Raw genomic sequence first — 20,028 nt, forward strand, 5'->3', positions numbered from 1 at the left:
GCAACGCGTACAGGTGAGCGCCGTTGGGTCCATCGCTTCGAGCCTGGGGCCCAACCGGCCTCGCAACGCTCCTCGAAGTCCGGGGGAAACTACGGGAAGCCCCCCTGAATTTCAAAGGGAGAATGCCTCCCGCCGGGGAGGGAGAGCGTCCGACTGTGAACCGCCCGCCACTTCCGGGGTCGCGCGGCCCCAGGCAGCAGGGCGACGCGTCGGCTGACTGGTGGACGGACCGAGTCGACCGCTATGGTGCCGTGCCATCGAGCGGTAGCCGGTGCTGTCTCCCCCAGTCCCCAACGAGGACCCATGACGACCCACGGTGCATCCCAGGTTTCGAAGACGTCGACCCCGCACGACTGGTTCTTGGAGCTGCTGTTGAGCATGGTCAACGACCACGGGCTCAACGTCGGCATCACGCTGACCGTCGGCGGCACGCAGGTGTCCGGCGAGCTGGTGTCCGGCGCGGAGTTCATCAAGAACTTCGGGTCCACCTTCTCCAGCGCCCTCAAGCGCGCGGGCGCGGGCGACGCCGCCGCGTCCCTCCAGGCGAAGTACGAGACGATGGCCACGCAGGTCTACGACGCCAAGAAGGCGGAGGCGGCCCATGAGCCCCTCACCTTCATCCACCTGCGCGACGCGCGCATCGTGGGCCCCAACGGGGTCCTCCAGCCGCCGCAGATCTGGTGGCGCGGTCGGCTGTCCGAGGTCCAGGGCTGGTCCCTGGGCCTGCTCAACAAGGAGTAGCCCGCCGTACCGGGCACGTGCCGCCTCTCCCCCAGAGAGGCGGCAGCGCCCCCAGGTCACTGCTCGACCACTCGGTTCGACGCCATCCCGATGACGTTGACCAGCAGGTCCTTGATGCGGCGCGGCTTCTGTCCGCCGTTGTCCTCGATGATCTTCCCGATGTCGTCTTCCGGCTCGTGGTACTCGGGGATGAGGTCGCCGCCGCCCTTCGGGTTGGACAGGCCCTCGAAGAGGAAGAGGACGTCCTCGCCCTTGCGACCAAACGACGCACCGTCCTGGCGATCCCGGTAGACGTTGATGTCCCGGTTGATGCGGTCGAACGGATCCGCCAGCTTCTGGTTCGCCTGGTCCACCAGGTCGTGGAAGTAGTTGGGCTGGCCCTTGGTGTTGGTGTCCACCACGGACAGGCGCTGATCATCCCAGCGACCCACCATGTCCGTGTTGATGACGCCCGCGATGTTCTTCGCCTCCAGCCCCGGGATGGGGTGGTCCACGAAGTACTGCGAGCCCACCAGGCCCTTCTCCTCGGCCCCCGTCCAGATGAACAGCACCGAGCGGTCCAGCTTGCCGTTCTTCTGCATCTCGGCCAGCTCCGGCACCGAGGCCATCAGCACCGCGCTGCCAGACGCGTTGTCATCCGCGCCGTTGTAGACGTTGCCCCGGCGGTCCGTGCCCACGTGGTCCAGGTGGGCCATCACCACGATGACCTCGTCCTTGTGCGGCCCGGTGCCGGGCAGCATGGCCATCGTGTTCACCGCCTGCCCCGTCGCCGTGGCCACCTGCCGCAGCTCCTCCACGCTGCGCTGCTTGCCCGAGCGCGGCGCCACCGTGGCCTGCCCGGTCGCCTTCATCGCGCTCTCATACTGGCGGTTGAGCGTGGCCAGGGTGTCCTTGGGCATCTGGTCGTCCAGGTAGAACCCCTCCTCGAACGTCTTGTGCCCGAAGTCCTTGTGCGGCGCGTGCAGCTCGCCCTTCGCCGCCGGGGTGCCCAGGAACGAGTAGACGTTGAACTTCTGCTGGAACGGGTTCTCGGGGTTGTTCGAGTTCGGCCCCACGAGCCCGTACTTCTTCACGTGGTCCTGCACGTACGCGGAGGCCGCGTCCAGGCCCGCCGAGGGGCTGTCGCGCCCCTTCAGCGCGTCCGAGGACAGGTACTCGATGTACTTCATCGGATCCGAGTCCGCCGAGGCGGGCGGCTTCGAGGGGCCTCCCTCGGGCGGCACGTTCGGCGGCTTCGAGGGCGGCACCTGCGGCGGCTTCGAGGGCGGCACCTGCGGCGGCTTCGAGGGCGGCGTCTTCGGCGGCTTCGAGGGCGGCGTCTTCGGCGGCTTCGAGGGCGGCGTCTTCGGCGGCTTCGAGGTGGGAGGGGGCGGCGGGGCCGGCAGCCGGGGCAGCTGGACCGCGGACTCGAAACCGTCCTTGAACGCCAGGGGGCGGCTCTGGGACTTCGCCTCCGCGCCCTGCGTCTCCTCAGCGGCGGGCCGCGAGACATTGAGACGGGGACGCGAGCTGTCTTGAATCTTCGTGGCCATGATGGAAGTCCGGGGGAGAAACCGCGCTCCCCACATTATCCGCGCGAGCCCACCCCGAGTTGTGTGCACCCCGCACTTCCGCGCGCCGCCCCGACATCCATGTTTCACGCCTGGACTCCGGGTGAACCCAGCCAGTGTCCTGGAACTCCGAATAATTCGTGGAACCCGGGTTCGGGCAGGGGGGTCCAAGGGCGCGCTCATGCACTGCATGGCTCACCTCGATTCGGGAGTTCCCATGTCCCTTCCTCGCTGGATGCCCCTCGTCACGCTGCTCACGTCCGCCGCGCTCCTCCCTGGATGTTTCGGCTCGCGAGCGGCGAACTCGAATCCCAAGTTCTACACGGACGGCCACTGGAGCGCGCTCGACTCGCCCTATGCCCTCACCCCCATGTTGATCTGCGCCTACTCCGCGCAGGGCAATGACAAGGTCAACCGCACCGTGCAGGACTACGTCGGGCCCGCGCTCTGGACCGCCTATGGCCAGGACGGTTCCGCCGCGAAGTTCAAGACCCTGGCCGGTTCGAGCGAGTGGTGCGAGACGCTGCCGCGCATCGGCCTGGACAACTTCATCGTTCCGCCGCGCGTGCAGAAGGACCTGGCCGAGTACGTGAAGCGCTCCGGCGCCAAGGGCATCATCATCCCCATGGCGCTCGTCTTGCGCACGGAGGTGGAGAAGGAGATCCGCGCCGCGGATGGCTCAACGCTCGCGGTCGTGGACACGGACCAGTTCCGCGCCACGGGCATCGCGGAGTTCTCGGTCAACTACATCAACGAGCAGGGCGAGTTGGTCCACACCCGGCGCGCGCTGAGCCATGGCAACATGTGGCTCGAGGAGAACCTCAAGACCCTGCGGGATGAGGCCCCCACGCTCGCACAGGAGCTGCTGAAGGACGCGCCCCCCGTGACGCTCCCGTAGACAATGTGTTTAAACCTCCCTCGCTGTTTCTCGAAGAGGGGGGTACCCACATGCCGATGTTCCTTGAAGGGGTCCGGGCGCGAGCCGCCCGGGCCGCGATGCTCTTGTCCTCGCTGTCTGTCCTGGTGCTCGCGGGACAGGCGCAGGCTGTCTGCCCGTTCACCTCCATCCAGGCCCGGGTGCAACAAAACATCCAGACCTCCTGGGTGAGCACGCTCTCCGTCTCGCAAGGGCAGACCTTCAACGTCGCGAGCCTGAAGAACGACTGGGGTCAGCTCACCGACGCTGGCACCACCACGTTGAGCGTGCAGACGCCGAGCGGCGCCGTGACGAACATGGCGAACAATCCCACCACGCTCACGGCCACGCAGACGGGGACGTACACCATCACCGCCAACTGCCAGGGGCTGACCAGCAATGTCGCCACGGTCAGCGTGTCGTCGAGCCCGCCCGTCACGTACGACATGCTCGACTACATGATGAATGACAACCCGAGCATGACGAACGAGCTGGTCACCAATCTCAACCAACACCAGCACTTCCGGGCCTTCATCTTCGCGCCCGGCCGCTTCTACATCACCAAGAACTGGAACGGCACCGGCGCCGACGAGTTCGAGGAACTCGCCTACGACACCAGCTACATCTACCTGGTGCGAGACACGAGCTGGCAGGCCGCCAACTTCTGCACCGCCGGAAACCAGACCAGCTTCGAGCTGTGGAGCAATGGCCTCAACCGGGGCGCCTGGATTCCTCGCACGGTGTCGAGCGGCTCGACGTACACGACGGGCCCGTTCGAAATCAAAGCCCGCTACGAGGGCGGCACCTGCCAGGTCTGCGACAGCGTCTCGGACTCCAATGGCGCGTCGAACATCACCCGCACCATCGTGACCACGCACCACGCGACGGCGCCCTTCAACAGCGCGCTGACGGACATCATGGAAGTGTATGTGTCCTCGGGTCCCGGCGCGGGCGAGCACTACTACTTCAGCAAGACGCTGGGCTGGGTGGGCTACACGGACCCCACGCCCCAGACGTCGTATTACATTGGCCCGGCGAACGGCGGTCAGCCCTTTGAAATCATGCCGCAGGACCGCTGCCCCATCCGCAACCCGGACCTGGAGACCCAGGCCACCGCGCAGTACGGCGCCATCGCGTACTTCGGTCCCAACGGCGGCTGGGCGAGCCACACCCAGTTCCCGAAGAACAACCGCTCGACGCTGGGTGACAAGTTCGGCTTCTACGCGGCGGGCACCACCGAGGTCGTGTCGCAGCGGCTGGACATCCGCTTCCAGGCCGGCAAGACGTATCAGTTCCGCAGCTTCGCGCAGGGCGGCGGCGACAACACCAGCCTGCTCCCGTATGAGATTGGCTATGCCAACACGGACAACGACTCGAACACGTGGGTCCTGCTCCAGCGCACCACGCAGTATGTCTACGCGGACTGGGTGCAGACCGCGGGCGTCAGCTACACCGTGCCCGCGGGTGGCGCGGCGGTGGGCAAGCAGGTGATGATTCGCTTTGGCCCCAACGGGCAGAGCGATGCGTGGTTCGACAACCTGACCCTGACCATCACCCCGTAGCCCGTCGGCGAGCCCGGGCGGCGCGGCGCGAGCCTCCCGCCCGGGTCACAGCCGGCCCAGGATCTCCGCCCGCTTCGCCTCGAACTCGCTGGGGCTGATGAGCCCCGCATCCGACAGGCGCTGCAGGTCCGCCATCGCCCGCACCGGGTCCTGCGGCTGCGCGGCGGCCCCCAGCGCGCGGGCCAGGTCGATGGGCTGCGTGGGCCCCAGGATGACGAGGCGCTGCGGGTCCTTCGGATCGACCTTGACGTTGACCTCCAAGCCCGGGCCCCAGACCGCCATGCCACTCATGCCAATCAAGCGCGTCCGCGTCCTGACCTGATAGGGCGCTCGCCCCTCCATCCGGACCTCCAAGAGGATGGAATAGACATGGGCGCGGTTGATGCGCAGGGCGGTGTCCTTCATCTCCAGGACGGTGGCCTGGGCGGGAGTCCCCTCCTCGCGGAGGCGAGCATCCGCGCCCAACAGTCCTCCCTTGGCACGCAAGAACCCGTACACGGCCAGCCCCAAGCCGAGGTACGCGCCGAAGGTCAGCCATCGAGTGAGCACGGTCATGTCGGACATGGAGGGCCTCGAAGGAACGCCGAGCGCGCATCGTAGCGGGCCCCACGCGTCCTTGCTCAGCGGAAGAGGCCCGTCCACCAACGAATCTGGAGCCCGGGCTCGGTGGCGAGGGGAGCGAACTCCACCAGCGTCCCCGTGCGGGTGAGGCGCAAGCGCGCGCCGTGACACGGGGGTGAGGGCGGCGGCACCACCACCTCGCCACAGGTGGCCCCGGTGGACGTGCGCACCTCGATGAAGGGGGTGCACGCGAAGTTGCCATCCGGCGAGGTGAGCCCGAAGCCGGTCCCGCTCCCGACCCAGCCCACGTCGAACTGCGGCTGCGAGGCGAGCCAGGGCGCGGCCAGCAGCAATGACTTGTCAAAGGGACGGAATCGGCCCAGCCACGCGCTCCCGGCGCGCAGACCCAGCTCCCCTCGGAGCAGCGGCACCACTTGGAGATCCGCGGAAGCGGACAAGTGGTCCGCCACCTGGAAGGCCGCGCCCACCGCGACACCGCCGGGCTTGAACCACCGCGCCCACCACTGTCTGCCGTCCTGGATCTCCGAGGGGTCGAAGACGACGAGCGCCGCTTCGGCGGAGCCGGAGCCAAGGTGAACCGAGGCCGCGCCCGCGCCCGCGCCGCTCGCGAGGTAGAGCGGGCCCGAGACCGCGGCGCCCGTCGAATCCAAGGTGAAGACCTCCGCGCGCCACCGCGTCGAGGAGATTCGCACCCCGCGAGCCAGCAACGTGCCCTGCCCCTGCCAAGGCGCCGCGTCCAGGACGCCCGTGAAGGTCTCGGGCCGGACAGTCATGGTGCCATCGGCGGCCAGCACGCGGACCACCACAGAAGGGTCGGCGGGCGAGTGCGCGCCGATCAGATGAAACCCCTCGGCCTGCTCCACCACGAAGGATTGCGGCGGGAGGTCCATGAACCTCGCCACCAACACGCCATTCGGGCGGAGCAGGTCGAGCCGGTAGGAGTTCGCCCAGCCGTTGCGGTACTCGGCCAGCACGTTGCCCGCGCCGTCGACCCAGACATTCACGCTGTCATCCGGGTCCGTGGCGTCGAGCGTTCCCGTGGGTTCACCCAGCGGCCCAGGCAGGAGCGGCTTGCACTCGGCCGGCACGGTCTCCGCACCGAGCGACGGCGCGGCGCGCTCCGCACCTTCCCGTGTCACCGCCGCCGCGTTGCCTCCCAGACAAATCGCGACACCAACTCCCAGCATCCCCCAACCACGCATTTCGTCGGCTCCCCCGTTCGAGAAGCCACGAAGCTAGGGGCGCGGCGTCCGATGACGAGCCCCTCGACCCCCCGGGGTGCTCCGCTGTCCGCCCACGACCAATCGCCGCGCAGGCTGGCGGGCCAAGCCAGAGCACACGCCGTGCGCGCTCAGCCTTCGCTTCGCAGCGCGGCCATGCCTTCCCGCGTGAGGGGCGCGACCCAGGGCGCGATGACCGCGCCCGCGGGGTCGGTGCCTGCCTCCATGGCCCGGTTGAGTGCGTTCAACATGGCACTGCGCGCGATGACAGCTTCGAGCTGCGATTGCGTCAGCGATTGCCCGGAGAACACCAGCTCCGCGAGGCGCATGGACTCGGCCCAGAGCGGGTCGTGCGCCAACGCGACCTCGTGCCGCTGCTCGGGCGCGTCCTCGTCCATGAAGATGAAAGAGGACGGCAACGTCACCCCGAGGTCGCGGACCGCCACGCAGGCCAGCGCCTCGGGCAGATAGACGACCAGCTTCTCCGCTTCGAGCAGGCTGGCGCCCCGCTCCAATGCCTCTCGCCGCAGGACACTCAACGGCCGCGAGGGCGGCTCGACGAACGAGGCCAGGACCCGGCTCGCGTCAACGCCGCCCTGGATGATGGCGAACAAGCGGTGGCTGAGGAACGCCTCGGCGCGAGGCCAGGGAGCGGCCTCCAACGCGGCGCGCAGCTCGGGCCACGGCGCGTTGTCGAGCTGGACCTCCAGGGTCATCGGGGCGTGGTTCATCTGCGCGAAGAAGACTCGCAGCGCATGGATACCCGGCGACAGCGCCACCGTTTCCAGGGCGCCCGACAGCGCCTTGAACCACGCTGGCGGCCCCGCCTGCTCGGGGGGCTGAGCCGAGCGGATCATGACGTCACCCAGGATGACCTGGCGAAGGCTTCCCCCAATGCGCCACTCCCGCACGCTCACGTGCGAGTCCGGCGCGCGCAGGAATGCCCCCAGCAAGACATGCAGCGAGCCCCGCACGAAGTTCTGCACGGCATCCCGCCTGGCCAGCTCCGGCGAACCCCCGAGGCCACCAAATGACTCGACCCACATCCGGCCCGCCCACGGCGCGATGGCGACATCGAACTGAACGGTGCGCTTCGGATCCGTCCCCTCCGCGTGAACCCATGCCGCCTGCGCGCGGACGCTCCCCGCGCCCAACCGGAGCCACTCGCCCTCCTCCTGGCAAGCGACTCCGTGGGACTCCAGCAGCTCGCGCAGGATGGGATTCGCGGACTCGATGTTCATGGCGGGCCGAGCCTACCCGCCCATGGCTCAGAACGGCAGCCAGGAAGGACGCACGCTGCGCGGGTTCGCGAGCGCGCTGCCGAGCTGGACGCTGAGGTCTCCGAACGCCTGGTTGTCCAGGTACATGGACTCGATCTGCTTGCGCCCCAGCTTGACCTGCGTGGCCTTGCCGCGCGCGTCCGTCGCCGTGACGAAGTCGCCACCGGAGTAGGAGACCTTGAACGCCTCGCCCTTCACGGATACCGGCACGTCGAACTTCATGTTCGCCGGCACCTGCGTCACCAGGTTGGTGCCACGCGAGCCGGGCACCTTGAGGTCATCCATGAAGTTGCGCAGGAAGTCGCGCGTCACCTGGTGCGTCTGCTGGTCGAGAATGGGGTCGACCTTCTCGTCGTAGCCGAAGCTCAGCATGCTGTCGCCCTGCTTCGGGTTCTCCAGGTTCCAGGTGGGAACGCTGAGCATGAACTGGTTCGCCCCGGGCTGCGCCTTGTCGCGCCAGTCCTGCGCCGCGGTGGCGTTCTGGTTCAACAGCATCAGGCCGTTGACGCCGTTCCAGAGCACGTCATCTGTGTCGAGCTGGCCCGTGGGCAGCGGCTTGGGCGTGGCCTGACCGTTCGAGGGATGCGCGCCGCCGCGCGAGTAGAGCGACGCGCCAATCTGCGGCAGGTCGTTCTTGTTGTAGCCCATGGGCAGGTTGTCGAGCGTGCCGCCGTCCACGAGGTGCACGTTGCGGCCCGTGGTCGGATCCACCATCTGCACCGGCTCGAAGACGCCGGGGATGGCCATGGAGGCGCGGATGGCGAGCGCCACGGGCGTGTCCGGCGTCGTCTCCTGGCTGAAGACGAAGATGCGGTCCTTCGCGCTCTTGAAACCCTCGGGGCCCACCGCGCTGTCGTAGGCCTTGGCCGCCACCAACTGCAGCGGGACCTTCAGGTCCGCGAACGTCACGGGCCGGTCCTTGATGCCCGTCAGCTCGCGCAGCTTCGAATCGAAGAGGTCATACGCGGCTTGCCCATTCAGCAGGCCCCCGTCCTTCATGTCCAAATCCAAGTCATACAGCTTGGACAGACGCGGATCCTTCGCCAGCGCCTCGATCTGCTTCGGATCCGCGCCGGTCGCGGCCATGGCCGCCGCGATGGAACCCGCCGAGGTGCCCGAAAGACTCACGGGGACGACGCCCAGGTCATGCATCTCGCTGAGCATCGCGGCGTAGCGTTTGCCTTTGCCGCCACCGCCCTCCAGGCTGAGGTGCACGCCAATGGGCTCGCCGTCCTTCACCGGCATGCCCGCCTGGGCGCGGTTCTTCGCCACCGAGGCGCTGTATGCCTGCGCCTTCGCCACATCCCCGCCGAACAGCAGGTCCTTGGGCGCGGGCGGCTTCGTCACCGGCGTCCCCGTGGGGAAGCGGCTCGCGGAGACCTGCCCGTTGGGCAGCTCCTTGGCCAGGAACTGCGGATCCACCCACAGCGAGCCCGGCTTCGGCGCGTTGGCGCGCGTGTAACCCGTGGTCCGGGTCAGCTCCCCCTCGGCCTTCTCCAGCGCGGCCTTCACCTCGGCGCGGCGCGGGTGCGCCGGGGGTAGCATGTCCAGCTCGGCCGCCAGCGACCGGACCTTGCCCAGCGTGTCGCGGAAGCCCTGCGTCTGGGCGATGAACTTCTTGCCCTGAACGTCATCAATCTTCTGCGGGATGAGCTTCTCCAGCACCTTGCGCAGCGCGCCAAGGTCCACCGAACGCAGCGCGTCAGTGGGAATCTTGAGGGGCTTGCCGGTGAGGGTGATGCCATCCCAGGGCTTGGCGCCGTTGGTGGGCTTGAGGCCGCCCAGCTTGGGCAGGTGCGCCTCGAAGCTGTCCACGAGCTGCTTCGCGCCCCGAGCCACGTTCTGCACGCCCTGCGCGACGCGCTCGAGCAGGTTGGGCTTCTCCGCCTTCTCCGCCGCCTTCGGAGCAGCGGTCCGAGGCAGGGACGAGGACGACGAAGACAGAGGCTTCACGCTCATGAGCGACTCCGGACGAGGGGGCGTGGGGGAATTATCGAACACACGATGTCGTCGGTTGTGTGTACGTGCGTTTTCACACGGACCGTCCACGACACAGTGCGTCCCAGATGCAAGACATGGCGCAACGCGCCGTGAGCCTACTTGGCGCTGGAGCCGTGATACGTCTTGCGCAGCTTCAGGACGGGGACATCGACCGAGGAGCTGCCCTGCCCCTCGGACTCGCAGAACCAGAGCGACTTCTTGGGAACTTTCTTGTCGTGGCCGTGGGACAGCCCGTTGTAGACCGAGCCCGCGATGAGGTAGCGGAAGACGCTGGGTGCTCCATCACCGACCAGCGAGTCGTGCTGCTGCATCCCCTTCCAGAAGACACAGTATTGTTTCAGGGCCGCCCAGGCGCCCTTGGAGTAGCGCGGGCTCGCCAGCATCCAGACCTCGATGAGCGAGCACATCTCCATCGCATAGTCCTCGTCCGGGAGCGCGTAATTCATGGCCTCACAGACGCTGCCGGCGGCGCTGACGTTGAGGGTGACGTCCCCCTGGCCCTGCCACCCCGCGAGCTGACTGAGCTGGATGCGCCACATGGCCAGCGAGTCCACGGCGTTCAGCGAGGGCGCCATGAACGTCTTGGGCTCGGGGAGGGAGAAGGTGCCTCCGTCGATGGGGCCAACGCCGGCGTCCATCACGTAGCCACCCCACGTGTACATGAGGAAGAGCGACCACGCGTCCTTCACGAAGGCCCGGTAGCTCCGAGGCGTCGCCGCGGCCAGGCCCCACGTGAGGATGTCTGTCATTGCCGCGACAGCCCAGTCATCCGACTCCGTGTACCAGTAGTACCAGCGGTACGCGGTTCCCGTCGCGGCCCCCAGGAAGGACTGGATGCCTCGGACGGTGACGTTCTTGTGGCTGGCGAAGTCGCGCTGATACGTGGCGACGTGCGCGTCGAGACACCAGAAGTAGATCTTGATGCTCTGGCCCGAGCACCGCGTGGCCAGCCGCCGCGGCGCATCGATGTCCTTGGTTCTGTCCGTCGGAGGCTCGCCAATCCAGGTGTAGTGGACATCCATGTTTCACGGCTCCAGCGCTGAGACACGGGAGCCTACGGATGCACCACGGGGCCCTCAAGAAAATCGCGCCCCGTGGACCGACCGAGACACACGCCCGCGCGTCAGTGCCCGGGTGTCCAGGGCATGGAGGCCGACACGCGCTGGATGAAGACGGAGTGGAGGTGCCCGTTGGTCATCTTGGGCTCGGCGAGGAAGTAGCGCATGAACGGCACGGCCGTCCGATACAGGCTGTTCACCGGCCCCACCTTCTTGCCTCCGCAGTCCATCGGCGCGCCGGGAGCGGAGCCCCAGCACTGCCATGCCGTGCCCTCGTCGTAGATGAACTGGAGGTTGGTCGTGTTCTGGAGCGTGAGCGCGCCCTGCGACAGCCGGAGGATTTCCGCGCCCATGTTCCGAGCCTTGGGGTCCCAGGGCGTGCCCACCGTCAGGCGCGAGTGGATGTTGCCGGTGAAGACGAGGACGGTCCGCTCCGGGTGCGCCGTGGTGAAGTCCAGGATGTTCCGCGCCATCTTCGTGTCGCGCTCGGTCACGCGCTCGCCCGAGCGTGGCTCATCGAAGCAAAACACTTGCACGTTCGGGAGGCGGCGAAGGTTCGTGAGCAGCCGCACCATGGAGGCGCTCCCACGGCCCGAGTGGTAGTTGGCGTCCTGGAAGAACGCAGTGGAGGCCAGGAGCTTCTCGTCCCCTGTCTTCAGGAACGCCTGGACGGACTCCTGGATGTCGCGGGGGAACTCCAGTCCGAGCGCGACCTCACGCTTCGCGGCCACCGCCTGGGTGATTTGAAAGACATACTCCGGCAACTCCTCGATGCCATGCGACTCGCCGATGAGGACGAGGCGATGATTGTCGATGGCGCCCAGGAGCGCTGACGGGACGTCGAGTCCCTTGAACTCCTGCGCATGGGTCTTGATGTATTCCGAGTTCCGCTCCCGAGTGGCCGCCATGCGCTGGGTGCTCTGGAGGAACGCCGGGTCCTCGCGCAGCGACGCCAGGTCCGGATCCTGCGTCAGCTCCGCGGGGTTGTCATAACCCACCTCCGCGAGACGGCCGACCCACTCCAGCGCCTCGGCCCGCTGTCCGGCGGTCGCGGCGACGCACGCCGCCACGTACAGCGGCGTCGTCCCTCGCTCGCCCAGCTCCCAGGCCCGTCGATACAGCGGCAGGGCCTCCGCGGAGTGGGGACCTCGGGACAACACATCCGCCTGTTGAACGAGCGACTGGCGCACCGCTTCGCTGTCCTCGGTAACAGCGGTGGCCGGGGCCACGGGGTCCGCCGTGTGGGCACAGCCAGCCAGGCTCAATCCCGCAAGCAAGAGCGCGAGGTGTCGCATGTCGTCGTCCATCTCCGAAGTGTGAGAGTCATTCGCCTCGACTCGGCCCACAGGGACCGAGCAAACTCGGCGACCAGTGACTCGACTCTATCTAGAGTTTCACGCGACCATCGAATTTCTTGGAAGCCGCACTCTGGCCCGGAGTCCTCGCATCGCCGCGGTGGCCTCGACGGGGCCCTGGGGCTTCGGCATCCTGCCTGACGGTCGAGGCGCATTGATGCCTCCTGTTGGAGGCTCCCCGTGCCGACGAAGTCCGCCTCTCCCGAGGCGCCGGTCATCGCGTTCCGTGACGCCAAGGCGTTTGAGGTCTGGCTGGAGCGGCATTCCAGCGAACAAGCCGGGGTGTGGCTGAAGCTCGCGAAGAAGGGCTCGGGCATCCCCTCCCTGACCGACGACGAGGCGGTCGATGTCGGCCTGTGCTTCGGGTGGATCTCCGGCCTGCGCAAGTCCCTCGATGCCACGCACTACCTGCAGAAGTACGTGCCTCGCCGGCCGCGAAGCCGCTGGTCGCAGGTCAACGTGGCCAAGGTCGCGGAGCTGACCCGAGCGGGGCGGATGCGCCCCTCGGGTCAGGCCGAGGTCGACGCCGCCAAGGCCGACGGGCGATGGGCCGCCGCATACGAGTCGCAGCGTGACGCCGCCGCCCCATCGGATCTCGTCGAGGCCCTGCGCGCGAGTCCACGGGCGACGAAGGCCTTCGACGCGCTCGGCAAGACGCGCCAGTACGCGCTCATCCTGAAGCTCTTGACCGCGCGAACCTCCACGGCCCGCGCGGCCCAGCTCCGCAAGGTGATGGACTCGCTCGAAGCGCTCGCCAGCGAGTGAGCAGCGGGCGCTCGAAGCACCCTACCCTCCGGTCAGCGCCTCCGCGCGCGGCTTGCCTTCCGCCGCCGCCGGCATCCCCATCTCCAGCAGCGCGGAGAGCGTGGGCGCGACATCCACGGGGTTGATCTCCTCCAGGTACACGCCCGGCTTCACGCCTCGGCCCACGAACACGACGGGCACCTGCGTGTCATACGAGTAGGGCGTCCCGTGGTTCGTCCCGCGCGGGTAGTCACTGACGACGTGGAAGGGCTTCGCCACGAAGAGCACGTCCCCGCTGCGCTGCGCAGAGAACCCGCGACGCAGCGGCGCCACGAGCCCCTCGATGTCGGGCGCGGCGGCCAGGTCGTCCTTCGCCACGGCCAGCTCCACGTAGGGCTGCTTCGCGAGCCAGACCGCCGCCGCGCGCCGCACCGCCACCGCGTCCAGTTGTCCCGACTCCAGCGCCTTGCCGCCCAGGTAGGCGTCCAGCTCCATCATCTTCACCGTCACGTCGGCGCCGAACTTCGCGCGCAGCTCCTGCGCGAGCCCCTTCTCCACATCATTGGGATTGAGGCGCACCGCGGGCGCACCCGCCTGAGCCCAGGCCTCGGGAATCTCCGCGCCACCGTGGTCCGCCGACAGCGCGATGACCAGGTTCTCGCGCCCGCCCGCGGCACGCTCGGCGGCGGCGATGAGTTCGCCCATCGCCTGGTCCAAGCGCAGCAGCGTGTCCTGCGTCTCCCATGAGTACGGACCGAACGCGTGGAACACGGCATCCGTGCCGCTGAAGCTCACCGCGAGCATGTCGGGCACCTCGTCCTGGCCCAGATGCTCGGCCTCCATCGCCGCCTTCGCGGCCTGCACCAGCAGCTCATGCGACAGCGGAGACACCGAGAACGCCCGATACGACGCGGGCCCCGGCGACGAGAGTCCGCCCTTCAGCGAGTGAGGGAACGACCGCCCCATCCCGTAGGCCTCCGGCTCCACCTCTCGCGCATCCTCGCCCACGTACTCGGCGCGCGGACGCAGCAGCTCCCACGTCTTGGTGAAGCCCGCGTCTGCCAGCTTGCGAGCATTGAACGCGCGCATCCACTCGGGCTCCTCCTTCGCGTACCAGGTGCTCGTCACCATCCGCCCGGTCGACTCATCGAACCACCACGCCTGTCCCTGCCGCCCGGCCAGGGGAATCGCGGCGCGGGCCTTGAACGAGAGCGCCACCACCTTGCCCCGTCCCTGCGTGGAGACGCGCAGGCGGTCCGCGAGGGACTCCGCCATCAAGTTGACGGGGCTGGTGTCGGAGCCAGGAGCCGTCGTGGCGTTGAGGAGCGACTGCTTCGGATCCCAGTACGCCTGGAGCACCTGCCCGGTCGCGCGGTCGTAGACCTCGTTGTCCACGATGCCGTGGCGCCAGGGGTTCGCGCCGGTCGCCAGCGTGGCATGCCCCGGGGCGGTCCGCGCCTCCGCATAGGCATACCGGGCATAGGGATAGTACGCGCCCGTGGAGAGAAGCCGGCCCAGGCCACCAGTGAGGCGCGGGCGGTTGCGCAAGAGGACGTCGCTGCCCATCGAGTCCACGCTGATGAACAGCGTGAGCTTCGGGGCCTTGGCGGCGGCAGGCAGAGCGAACAGGAGCAGGAGGGCTGCGAGGAGGCGCGACATGGGGGCGGCAGCCTCTCCGGACAGGTGCGCAGAAGCAACCGACATGAACGGGCGCTCGGTGGATATCCCGTGACGCGAGCCTCCCCGTCCGCGCGCGTCGCCCGTCAGCCCACATCGCCTCGGGCACCGCGGACTTCGCCCTGGGAGCACGAGGCGCTGAGTCAGCGCGTGCCACCATCCCCCATGGTGGGCCTCGGCTTCGAGTCGATGAAGGCCGCGACATCCCACGCCTCCTCCACCGTCAGCATTCCGCCCGAGCCCAGCGGCATGTTCGCGTGGATGAAGGGCGCCGCGTTCGCCGGACGCACCATGCCGGCCTGCGCGTTGAATGAGTTCGGGCCCCACAAGGCGGGACGGAAGTAGGTGTCGCTCTCGTAGCGTCCCTGGCCGTCCTCCCCATGACACACAGCGCACTTCTGCTGGAACACCCCGGCACCGCGCGAGGGGTCACCCGTGAGGGTCGGAATGGCTGGATAGCCATTGGGAGGAACCGCGGCGCCGTGTCGCTCGCGCCACTGCGCATCGAGCCACGCCATGTACGTGAGCAGCGCCTCCATGTCCGGGTTCGTGTCGCACGTCCCGACGCCGCCATCCTGCTCCGGGACGCAGAGGGCCTTGCCATTCTCGCTGCGCATGAAGCACGCGTTGATGCGCGCCTGGAGCGAAGCGCGCGTGGGGTACTCCAGGCGCATCCCCACCCACCACGCCGCATCCGGGTTCCGGCCTTCGTCGAGGTGACAGCTCCCGCAGTGGAGTCGTCCCCCTGTGAACTCCGGGAGCAGCTCGTAGGTATGCGAGGCAATGGACTGACCGCGCAAGACCTGGGGCCAGTGGGCCTTGTCCCATGAAGTTCGAGGCTCCGTCGGAGCAGGGAGGACGCGCGTGTCCCGAGGCTTGGGCCACGCGTTGTTCAACGAGAAGGTGAAGTCCGAGGAGACGAACGTGTCCTGCCGAAGCGTCCGCGCCGAGGCATGACAGCCGATGCAGGTCGATGTCTCCTGGACGAAGGTCTCCATCGAGGTGTTGGCGAGCACGGGCCGAGACACGCCGAACACCGTCGTCGGTTGCGGCGCGGCATAGGCGGAAGCCACGGGGACCTGGGTGCCCACCAGTTCGTAGTGCTGAAGCACGGAGCCCGCGGCAACGAGCGCCGCGCGCAGGTCCGCATTCAACGTCACGACGTCATCGGAGAACGCGGTGCCCGCATCGCAGGCGGGTGGCGTGGAGGGAATCGGCGCGGTGCGGACGACCTGGGCGGGCACACCCATCTGCGTCTGGACATTCACGCGACAGTCCTTGCACGCGGGGTCGAAGAACGACGCTGGCTGTCCTTCGTAGGCATGCACGTTGCCGCGCTGCTCGAAGGTGGACCAGATCCACGCGGGAGCGCTGGGGGTCTTCTGCGTGATGTGGAGCCCTACGAGTCCCATGCGCTTGGGACCACAGTGCGTGGGCAGCGCGTTCTCATCGCGGTCGCAGACACAGGCCATCACGGTGTGGAAGTACGGCGCCTCGGTGTCGCCCACGGGCTTCCAGGCGGCCTTGACCAGGATGCCGCCATTCGGGAAGGAGACCAGGGTGGCGCGAGCCTGCTGGCGCCCGTCGTACAAGCCATTGGCCAGCACGTGCTCGAACATGGGGCGGTTCATCCGAATCTCGTAGCGGACGAGGTGTCGCTGCTCGTCCGTCAGCGTCGCGGGCAGCGTGCCATTCGACGCCGCGGCCTGGAGCGTGCTGTCCACGAGGTCATCAATCTTCTGGTCGCGAACCAGCAGCTTCGTCACGCCCGAGCCGCACTTCGCGGGGAACGAAGGCGCCTCATTCCAGCCTGGGGGCCGCCGTCCATCGGGGAGATAGACCTCATCGGTCTCCTTCCAGGTCTCCCAGACCCGAGGCCCGGGAGCACCGAGCGGCTTGCGCCAATCCGGCACGCCGCGCTCGCCCGGACTCGCGGGCCAGTTGAGCGCAATGAACTCCTGCCAGGAGAACAGGTCCGCCGAGCGCTGAACGGTGGAGCCAATCGCCTGCTGCACGCCGCCCTGGAGGTCCGCAGGCAGGAAGCAAGAGAGCTGGGGCGGAGTGAGCAAGGAGCAGCTCGTCCCCGTGAGCGAAATGCCCGCATCCGGGTTCCAACAAGGGCCCAAGCCGTCCGCGGAAGCGACATCCGGAGTCACCGCCAGCTTCGACGAGCGAAGGCAAGCGCCCGCACCCAGCAACAACACCCCGGTGATCAGGACGGCGAGAGACCTCCCCATGGAATCCACCTCCGACACCTCACGGAAGATGGAACCCCATCCCCGAGCCACCGAGCGTAGACGAGTTCCCATCCTCCTCACGAAGGGGCCGCTTCAACCCAGGGGGCACGCAGGCACGGGGACTCATGGTCGCAAGCAAGTGATGACGACGCCCCATGCACCTCGGGCCCACATCGACACGCGAGGTCGTGAGACACGTCCTGATCGACCGTTCGCGAATCACGACCTGTCAGATAGAGTGACGCGCTCTTCATGCCCCCGGCTCCACCGCAGCATTCGAACACTGCACACTGGCCCACCTGCACAGGGGAGCGAGACCGCCACCGAAGCCGCCACCGGCACGGAGCCTCAGGCCGCGCGGCACCAGGAACTCGGCGCCCCACATGAGGCCGAGCAGAGCTGGGACCCCGTGCGCACCTCTCCAGACGCCGCGACCGAGATCAACTCCTCGTGACCGCATCTCCACTGTGCTTGAACACGAACAAGGGCTGCTCTGAACCGCCGGAGAGGTAGCCCCAACGCTCCGCGACAGCGAACATCGAGCGGGTACACATGCAAGTGAGCAGGGTGAAGCGAGTGTTTCGGCGTGCCCTTCTCGTTGTCGCCGCCATGGGACTCGGGGCGTTCGCCTATGGCCTCTGGCTGTGGCACGGCACGCCTGATGTCAGCTCGCTTCAGACCGAGCGCCCCACGACCACGGCGCTCCTGCAGCTGCGCGAACATGATCGCAAGCCGGATGCGCAGCTCGCGCCCGAAGATTGGATGCCGCTCGAACGCATGCCCTTGCTGGCGTGCTCCGTCGTGAAAGCGGAGGACATGAAGTTCTTCCGACACTCGGGCTTTGACTGGAGAGAAATCCGGCTCGCGGCGCAGCAGGCGGTCCTCACGGGTCGACTGCGCGGCGCCAGCACCATCACCGCCCAGCTCGCCCGCACCCTGTTCCTTTCTCCCGAGCGTTCCCTGGAGCGGAAGCTGCGCGAGACCTTTCTCGTGCGCGACCTCGAAGCGACACTCTCAAAGAAGCGGATCCTCGAACTCTATCTGAACACCATCGAGTGGGGAGACGGTGTCTACGGCGCCAGGGCCGCCGCCCGCGAATACTTCGGGAAGTCCCCCGAGACACTGACTCCATTCGAGAGCGCGACGCTGGCGAGCCTCATCGCCGCTCCGCGAGCCCCCTTGGTGGGAGCCAATCTCGACCGCTTCAACCGCTCCCACGCAAGAGTGCTGCGCCAGCTCTATCGCTCGCGCATCATCACCCGAGAGACTCTCAAGGAGGCTGAACTCACGCGCCGGGCGCTCCTTGCCCCACGCCCCGAGACGTCCGTCCCAGTGAGCTTCGCGACGATGCGTCTGCCAGAGCCCGCGCAGGTTACTCGCGATGACCTCGCGCCGTTCCTGGCGCAGGAGTGCGGCCTGGACATCGAGTCTTCGGCGCCAGGAATGATGTCGACTACGGACTCAGCGCCTTCTCCGACTCCAACAACCGCAGGACCGTAGAGCAGTCATGGGTCGTCGCCGATTGGAGCCTGGATGCGAGATGGGGCTCCACGGAATCGGCTCGGAGCGCGAACTCGCGGGCCGACGCGAGGTCGCCGCGCGCCTCTGCACACTTCGCTGACAGGCACAGGAGACCGATGAGATGGGGCGCGTCTGAGACGGCTCGGTCGAGCAGCGGAGCCGCTGCCTCGCAGTCACGTCCCCGCGTCATCCGAAGCGCTGCCCGAGCAAGCGCTTCGACATGCCCCGTAGATACCAGTGCGCGCGCCGGCCCCTTGACCGCAATCCAGTAGTAGCGGCCCAGCGCGCCCGTTCCCCCCATCACCAACAGCATCAAGCCCGCGAGAACAATTCTCCGCCCAGCCATGGGAATCGCGAGCGTTCTGGCACCCGCGAGCACAAGCCCGACGAGAACCCCCATCGCCGCGAGCTGCTCCGCGCGCAGGAGGGGCTGATCAAATAGCGCATGCGTGGCGAGAACAATGAATGCCGCGCCAAGCCCGGGCACCACGGCCCCTTCGGCGCGAACCCTGCGAGCAAGCATCCACGCCCATCCCATCAGGGCGGCGAATCCCAGCAGTCCTGTCTCAACCAAGACGCGCAGGAGATCCGACCGAGGCGCCCGGCCATCTCCATACGGATGCGGATGCAGACCCGCCGAATGGGCATACAGCGAACTGGCATCTCCCCAGCCCGTGAGGCCAACGCCAAGCAAGGGCGAAGACGCGACAATGGCCCAGGACACCTGGGCCTGCTCGATGCGGTAGCGACCCGACCCCTGGTCATACTCCACGAGTCGAGAGACAGAATCCGCGAACGGACGAGACTCCTTCCACTGTAGCCCCGGCCAGGGAATCAAGACCGCTAGGCCCACCGAGACTCCACACACGAGCATCACGCGCAGAACACGCGTACGCAGGTCCGTGGACACTGGTGCTCGCAGCAGGCCTACGCCCACCATGAGCGCCGCGATGCCGAGCCCCAACCACACGCTCCGGCACCGCGTGAGCACCACCACCGTCCCCAGGATGACCGCCGAGACGCCCCATACGCGTCCACCGTCACGCGAGAAACGAGCAACCACCAGCGGGAGGATGAGCGCGACAAATCCCGCCACCTGATTGCGTCCACCCAGCGTGGACGCGGGACGCCGAATCTCTCCCCAAGGCAATGCCAGACCCAGCGCCTCCAGCAAGGCGACGAGCGCGACGAGCACCGCCGCCCACGTCAGCAAAGACACGAGTGCACTGCGCCCTCTCTCCTGCCTCGCGAGGCGCACAGCCGACAGCGCAATGACCCACGCCGAGGCATCCGATGCAAGCCGCTCGAATCCAGGCACAAGGGATGAGTTCCCCAGCACAACGGCGGCGAACGACACGCCCAGCGCGCCACCCCAAGCCACCAGTGAGCGATCCATTCCAGGAGGTTCTTGAGGAGACACGAGCCAGCGAAGCGAGAGCAGCGCAGCGACCGCGCCCAGCACCAACCGCTTCGGCAAATAGAACCGGTCCCCGGTTTCGAGCCCATCCACCCCGATCAGCAGCGCGGTGCCCACCAGCGCGAACCCCAGAAGCACGAACTCGAGTCGGCCGGGCACGAAGCTCG

General features: G+C 67.8%; 15 protein-coding genes and 1 riboswitch. Of the genes, 5 read left to right on the top strand and 10 right to left on the bottom strand.

From position 1 onward, the window contains the following. Positions 1 to 8: 8 nt before the first annotated feature. A riboswitch (S-adenosyl-L-homocysteine riboswitch) is annotated at positions 9 to 80 on the bottom strand. A gap of 223 nt (positions 81 to 303) precedes the next feature. Next, positions 304 to 741 carry a hypothetical protein gene (locus tag JGU66_03400; GenBank protein ID MBJ6759793.1) on the top strand — a complete coding sequence of 146 codons (438 nt, stop codon included), beginning with the start codon at positions 304 to 306 and terminating at the stop codon, positions 739 to 741. A 56-nt stretch (positions 742 to 797) separates the two neighbouring features. On the opposite strand, the gene JGU66_03405 is transcribed toward JGU66_03400, so the two are convergent. Then, complete coding sequence (locus JGU66_03405; GenBank protein MBJ6759794.1) at positions 798 to 2,273, bottom strand: M28 family peptidase; 1,476 nt, start codon at positions 2,271 to 2,273, stop codon at positions 798 to 800. Between the two features lie 235 nt (positions 2,274 to 2,508). Here JGU66_03405 and JGU66_03410 point away from each other — a divergent pair, with 235 nt between their 5' ends. Both JGU66_03410 and JGU66_03415 read left to right on the top strand, forming a co-directional pair. After that, complete coding sequence (locus tag JGU66_03410) at positions 2,509 to 3,189, top strand: hypothetical protein (GenBank protein MBJ6759795.1); 681 nt, start codon at positions 2,509 to 2,511, stop codon at positions 3,187 to 3,189. Between the two features lie 50 nt (positions 3,190 to 3,239). Then, positions 3,240 to 4,769: a hypothetical protein gene (locus tag JGU66_03415; protein ID MBJ6759796.1), complete on the top strand. Its 1,530-nt coding sequence runs from the start codon at positions 3,240 to 3,242 to the stop codon at positions 4,767 to 4,769. A gap of 45 nt (positions 4,770 to 4,814) precedes the next feature. Here the strand turns inward: JGU66_03415 and JGU66_03420 are convergent, their stop codons facing one another. The 6 genes from JGU66_03420 to JGU66_03445 all read right to left on the bottom strand — a co-directional run bounded on the left by JGU66_03420 (position 4,815) and on the right by JGU66_03445 (position 12,205). After that, positions 4,815 to 5,333 carry an SHOCT domain-containing protein gene (locus JGU66_03420; protein MBJ6759797.1) on the bottom strand — a complete coding sequence of 173 codons (519 nt, stop codon included), beginning with the start codon at positions 5,331 to 5,333 and terminating at the stop codon, positions 4,815 to 4,817. Between the two features lie 56 nt (positions 5,334 to 5,389). Then, complete coding sequence (locus tag JGU66_03425; protein MBJ6759798.1) at positions 5,390 to 6,490, bottom strand: hypothetical protein; 1,101 nt, start codon at positions 6,488 to 6,490, stop codon at positions 5,390 to 5,392. Between the two features lie 212 nt (positions 6,491 to 6,702). Beyond that, entirely contained in the window at positions 6,703 to 7,812 is a 1,110-nt protein-coding gene (locus JGU66_03430; protein MBJ6759799.1) for a hypothetical protein, read from the bottom strand. 27 nt (positions 7,813 to 7,839) lie between these two features. Further along, positions 7,840 to 9,810: a patatin-like phospholipase family protein gene (locus tag JGU66_03435; GenBank protein MBJ6759800.1), complete on the bottom strand. Its 1,971-nt coding sequence runs from the start codon at positions 9,808 to 9,810 to the stop codon at positions 7,840 to 7,842. 137 nt (positions 9,811 to 9,947) lie between these two features. After that, a complete protein-coding gene (locus tag JGU66_03440; GenBank protein ID MBJ6759801.1) occupies positions 9,948 to 10,874 on the bottom strand; it encodes a hypothetical protein in 927 nt (308 codons plus the stop codon). Between the two features lie 101 nt (positions 10,875 to 10,975). Further along, complete coding sequence (locus tag JGU66_03445) at positions 10,976 to 12,205, bottom strand: hypothetical protein (GenBank protein ID MBJ6759802.1); 1,230 nt, start codon at positions 12,203 to 12,205, stop codon at positions 10,976 to 10,978. A gap of 240 nt (positions 12,206 to 12,445) precedes the next feature. Between JGU66_03445 and JGU66_03450 the strand changes: the two genes are divergently transcribed. Further along, positions 12,446 to 13,030, top strand: coding sequence for a YdeI/OmpD-associated family protein (locus JGU66_03450; protein MBJ6759803.1), 585 nt, complete (start codon positions 12,446 to 12,448; stop codon positions 13,028 to 13,030). 21 nt (positions 13,031 to 13,051) lie between these two features. Here the strand turns inward: JGU66_03450 and JGU66_03455 are convergent, their stop codons facing one another. Beyond that, positions 13,052 to 14,668: an alkaline phosphatase family protein gene (locus JGU66_03455; protein ID MBJ6759804.1), complete on the bottom strand. Its 1,617-nt coding sequence runs from the start codon at positions 14,666 to 14,668 to the stop codon at positions 13,052 to 13,054. Between the two features lie 161 nt (positions 14,669 to 14,829). Next, positions 14,830 to 16,923, bottom strand: coding sequence for a c-type cytochrome (locus JGU66_03460; GenBank protein ID MBJ6759805.1), 2,094 nt, complete (start codon positions 16,921 to 16,923; stop codon positions 14,830 to 14,832). 609 nt (positions 16,924 to 17,532) lie between these two features. Here JGU66_03460 and JGU66_03465 point away from each other — a divergent pair. Continuing rightward, the gene (locus JGU66_03465) at positions 17,533 to 18,423 is read left to right on the top strand and encodes a transglycosylase domain-containing protein (protein MBJ6759806.1); all 891 of its coding nucleotides are present in this window, start codon (positions 17,533 to 17,535) and stop codon (positions 18,421 to 18,423) included. On the opposite strand, the gene JGU66_03470 is transcribed toward JGU66_03465, so the two are convergent. Then, complete coding sequence (locus tag JGU66_03470; protein MBJ6759807.1) at positions 18,377 to 20,020, bottom strand: O-antigen ligase family protein; 1,644 nt, start codon at positions 20,018 to 20,020, stop codon at positions 18,377 to 18,379. The two genes, JGU66_03465 and JGU66_03470, sit on opposite strands and share 47 nt — an antisense overlap. Positions 20,021 to 20,028: the final 8 nt, after the last annotated feature.

It is taken from the genome of Myxococcaceae bacterium JPH2, from assembly GCA_016458225.1.
Lineage (GTDB): Bacteria > Myxococcota > Myxococcia > Myxococcales > Myxococcaceae > Citreicoccus.